The following is a 4,706-nucleotide window of genomic DNA, read 5'->3' as shown; positions in this document are numbered from 1 at the left end:
TCGCGTCCGCAAGCGGTTTCGAAACCGCTTGTCCAAGGGCCTTCGAAGGCCCTTGCGCCGCGCTACCCGCCGTGCCGCTGGTCGGGATGCAGCGACGTCGCCAGGATATGCTCCGACCGGTGCACCACATGCTCCGCCCGCCCCACGATCAGCGGGTCGGGTGAGCCGACGATACGCTCGTCCTTGCCCGGGTAGTCCACCGTCGACAGGAAATGCTTCATGCAGTCGATCCGCGCCCGCTTCTTGTCGTTCGACTTCACGATGATCCACGGCGCGTCGGCGGTGTCGGTGTAGAAGAACATCGCCTCCTTCGCCTCGGTGTAGTCGTCCCACTTGTCGAGCGACGCCTTGTCGATCGGCGACAGCTTCCACACCTTCAGCGGGTCGGTTTCGCGCGCCTTGAACCGGCGCCGCTGTTCCTCGCGCGTGACCGAGAACCAGTACTTGTAAAGCCGGATCCCCGACCGCACCAGCATCCGCTCCAGCTCCGGCGTCTGGCGCATGAATTCCAGGTAGTCGTTCGGCGTGCAGAAGCCCATCACCCGCTCGACGCCCGCACGGTTGTACCAGGAGCGGTCGTAGAACACCATTTCGCCCACCGTCGGCAGCTCCGACAGGTAGCGCTGAAAGAACCACTGGCCCTTCTCCTCCCAGGTCGGCTTGTTCAGCGCCACGACGCGGGCGTGCCGGGGGTTCAGATGCTCCATGAACCGCTTGATCGTGCCGCCCTTGCCGGCCGCATCGCGCCCCTCGAACAGCAGCACGAACTTCTGCTCGGTCTCCTGCGCCCAGAGCTACAGCTTCAGAAGCTCCGCCTGCAACTCGGCCTTCGCACGCTCGTAGTCCGGCCGCGACATCTTCTTCGCATAAGGATATTCGCCGCTTTCGAACGCCTCGCGCACCTGGTCCGGCGTGACCCGCGGAAAGCCGGCCCCGTCGGCCGCCTCCGGCGCGGCGCTGTCGGCGGACCCGGCCGAAGCGGCGGACAAGGTGGAGGCGGCGGGCTCGGCTGCAGACATCGGTACGACCTTTTCATGAACGTCCTGCATCCATGGCAGATGCCGCCGGAGACGCACCTTGATGCGTGTCAAATTCATGACACGGCACCGCGCGCCTACAACCCCGGATTGCGCCCCCCTCCCGCGGGCCGGCCGCCGCGCACCGGCCTCGCATCCCCGAAAAGGCCCGCCGCGATCCAACGAAATTTATCATTATCAATAGGCTAGGGGCAGTCGCCTCTTCACCCCGGGTCACCCTAAGATTGTATCGGAAAACGACACCCCGCCCCAATTTCGCCTTAATCGCTAACTACCGATTGATACATGCGAACGGCATCTAAGCCACCATAGGCGCGCAGAAGACGCGCTATGGACAACCGGAGGCAGCAGCATGGGGTTCGAGAACATCTTCGCACGCAAGAGCAAGACCGCCAGCTTCGGCCCGTCCGAGCCGACGAAATCCGTCGAGTTCCCGACCGGCTACCGCGAATCCTCGGCCTGGGTTCCGCGGATCGGCGACATCTTTCCCAATTTCCGCGCCGACAGCACGCATGGCCGGATCGACTTCCACGACTGGGCCGAAGGCCGTTGGGTCTATTTCTTCAGCCACCCCTCGCTCCGCTCCGGCGTCTCGGCCACGGAAATCGCCGGCTTCGCCAGCTCCGTGGAATACTTCCGCCGGCGCAATGTCGAGATCCTCGGCGTCAGCAACGTGTCCGCCGCCGCCCATGCCCGCTGGGTCTCGGACGTCGGCCGCGTGTTCGGCGTGCATGTCGACTTCCCGATCCTCGATGACCCCGAAGGCCATCTGAGCGGCGCCTTCGGCATGACCCACCCGCGCCACGAGAGGCCCCTGCCGATCCGCAAGAGCTTCATCATCGACCCCGCCCTCAGGGTGCGGATGCAGTACGAATATCCCATCAATGTCGGCCGCAGCGTGGACGAGACGCTGCGGATGATCGACGCCCTGCAGCTTTCCGACCGCGAACAGATCGGCGTGCCCGCCGACTGGGAGCCGGGCGACAAGGTGCTCGTGCCGCCCTTCGTGGAGACCGAGCAGGCCCGCGCCCAACATGGCGAGGTCGAGACGCTGGCCCCCTTCCTGCGCCTCGTCGACCCCCGCCGCGCGCGGGCCGCCCCGGAGGACGACCCCCCCGGGCCGGACGTGATCCCGCTTTTCGGAACCTGACCGGACCGATCAAGCGGCGCGTCCCCTCGGCGCGCCGCCTGCAAGCCGGGCCGCCCCGGCGGGTGTCTCCGTCCCGTCAGCGGGCGGCCCGGCCATGACGACGCCGTCTCCCCGGCGCCGCGCACCGGGACCGATCCCGCTCCGCCACCGCCTCCGGCCGACCTGCCGGCCCGCCCCGGCGCCCGCAGAATAGGCGCAGAATAGGCGCGCCCGCTTCCCCTCGCCCCCAAGATATGGTCTAATCGCCGGCAAAAGGGGACCAGAGCAGACCATGCCCGCAGACCTGTTGGCCGGCGCCGAAGCCGAGCAATCCTACGACGCCAATTCGATCGAGGTGCTGGAGGGGCTGGAACCCGTCCGCAAGCGCCCCGGCATGTATATCGGCGGCACCGACGACCGCGCCCTGCACCACCTGGTGGCCGAGGTGCTCGACAACTCGATGGACGAGGCCGTCGCCGGCCACGCCAACCGCATCGAGGTCGAGCTGCACGACGACTACGCCGTCACCATCCGCGACAACGGCCGCGGCATGCCCTTCGACCCGCACCCCAAGTTCCCCGGCAAGTCGGCGCTGGAGGTGATCCTCTGCACGCTGCATGCCGGCGGCAAGTTCTCGGGCAAGTCCTACCAGACCTCCGGCGGCCTGCACGGCGTCGGCGCCTCGGTGGTCAACGCGCTGTCCGATTCCATGGTCGTCCAGGTCGCCCGCGACAAGCGGCTGGTGGAACAGCGCTTCTCCCGCGGCATCCCGCTCGGGCCCGTCGAGGAGATCGGCGCCGCCCCCAACCGGCGCGGCACCACCACCACCTTCCACGCCGACGAGGAGATCTTCGGCCACCACCGGTTCAAGCCCGCGCGCCTGTTCAAGATGGTCAAGTCCAAGGCCTATCTCTTCTCGGGCGTCGAGATCCGGTGGAAATCGGCCATCGAGGACGGCGACACCCCGATGGAGGCCACGTTCCACTTCCCCGGCGGCCTCGCCGACTACCTGAACGAACAGCTCGACGGCTCCACCACCTATGCCGAGCGCCCCTTCGCCGGCAAGGTCGACTTCCAGTCGCGCTTCAACACCCCCGGCTCCGTCGAATGGGCGATCAACTGGACCCCCTCGCGCGACGGCTTCCTGCAATCCTACTGCAACACCGTGCCGACGCCCGAGGGCGGCACCCACGAGGCCGGCTTCTGGCAGGCCATCCTCAAGGGCATCCGCGCCTATGGCGAGCTGGCCAACAACCGCAAGGCCAAGGACATCACCCGCGAGGACCTGATCTCGGGCGGCTGCGCGCTGGTCTCCTGCTTCATCCGCGAGCCCGAATTCGTCGGCCAGACCAAGGACCGCCTCGCCACCGCCGAGGCCGCCAAGCTGGTCGAGGCCGCCGTCCGCGACCACTTCGACAACTGGCTGGCGTCGGACACCAAGTCCGCCGGCGCGATCCTCGACTTCCTCGTCCTGCGCGCCGAGGAACGCCTGCGCCGCCGGCAGGAGAAGGAGACCGCCCGCAAATCCGCCACCAAGAAGCTGCGCCTGCCCGGCAAGCTGGTGGACTGCACCACCTCGGCCCGTAACGGCACCGAGATCTTCCTTGTCGAGGGCGACTCGGCGGGCGGCTCCGCCAAGATGGCCCGGGACCGCGCCACCCAGGCGCTCCTACCGCTGCGCGGCAAGATCCTCAACGTCCTCGGTGCGGCGTCCTCGAAACTCGGCCAGAACGCCGAGATCAACGACCTCTGCCAGGCGCTCGGCGTCGGCATGGGGACGAAGTTCCGCGTCGACGACCTGCGCTATGAAAAGGTCATCATCATGACCGACGCGGATGTCGACGGCGCCCATATCGCCTCGCTGCTGATGACCTTCTTCTTCTCGCAGATGCGCCCGATGATCGACGCGGGGCATCTGTATCTGGCCTGCCCGCCCCTGTTCCGGCTGACGCAAGGCTCGCACCGGCAATACTGCATCGACGAGGCCGAGCGGGACATGTGGCTGGAAAAGGGCCTTGGCGGCAAGGGCAAGATCGAGGTGTCGCGCTTCAAGGGCCTGGGCGAGATGGACGCCAAGGACCTGAAGGAAACCACGATGAACCCCGCCACGCGCAAGCTGATCCGGGTGACCATCGACGAGGACGAACCGGGCGAGACCGGCGACCTGGTGGAACGGCTGATGGGCAAGAAGCCGGAGCTGCGGTTCCAGTTCATTCAGGAGAACGCGCGGTTTGTGGAAGAGTTGGATGTTTAGACTATAACGCTTCTAGCCCCTCACGCATTAGCTTCACGAAATCGGCCGGATTTGTAAGGTAGTTTCTGTAGGAATTTCGAATTGCTGCGGGCGTCGACGCGCGAACATAAACTACATGAGCGCAATCATCATCAAACAGAAGCTCTTCTTCCTTCTCAACGGCCCTTATCGCCTTTGTGTATCCGAAGATTTCTAGAGCATTTCGGGGCAACCCTGAGTCGCGGGGGATTCCCTTGTGGGACTGTTTGTGATTCATCCTGTTCAGGAGGATGTTTCATGTCAGCAC

At 65.9% G+C, this 4,706-nt stretch carries 2 protein-coding genes and 1 pseudogene; 2 read left to right on the top strand and 1 reads right to left on the bottom strand.

The window, feature by feature from the left end:
- Positions 1 to 62: 62 nt before the first annotated feature.
- Positions 63 to 1,019, bottom strand: a pseudogene (ppk2, locus tag P1J78_RS24175) (polyphosphate kinase 2).
- Positions 1,020 to 1,389: 370 nt separating this feature from the next.
- Between ppk2 and P1J78_RS24170 the strand changes: the two are divergent.
- On the top strand, positions 1,390 to 2,187 hold the full coding sequence (locus tag P1J78_RS24170) for a redoxin domain-containing protein (protein WP_275569931.1): 798 nt from the start codon (positions 1,390 to 1,392) through the stop codon (positions 2,185 to 2,187).
- Between the two features lie 271 nt (positions 2,188 to 2,458).
- Positions 2,459 to 4,420: a DNA topoisomerase IV subunit B gene (parE, locus tag P1J78_RS24165; protein WP_275569930.1), complete on the top strand. Its 1,962-nt coding sequence runs from the start codon at positions 2,459 to 2,461 to the stop codon at positions 4,418 to 4,420.
- The last annotated feature ends 286 nt before the right edge of the window (positions 4,421 to 4,706 follow it).

The organism is Psychromarinibacter sediminicola, from assembly GCF_029168335.1.
In the GTDB taxonomy this organism is placed as follows: domain Bacteria; phylum Pseudomonadota; class Alphaproteobacteria; order Rhodobacterales; family Rhodobacteraceae; genus Psychromarinibacter; species Psychromarinibacter sediminicola.
This window is presented reverse-complemented; position numbering and strand designations above follow the sequence as displayed.

Excerpts from the sequence above, each read along its gene's own strand:
- P1J78_RS24170 (WP_275569931.1), top strand. The coding sequence starts at position 1,390 with ATGGGGTTCGAGAACATCTTCGCACGCAAGAGCAAGACCGCCAGCTTC.
- parE (WP_275569930.1), top strand. The coding sequence starts at position 2,459 with ATGCCCGCAGACCTGTTGGCCGGCGCCGAAGCCGAGCAATCCTACGAC.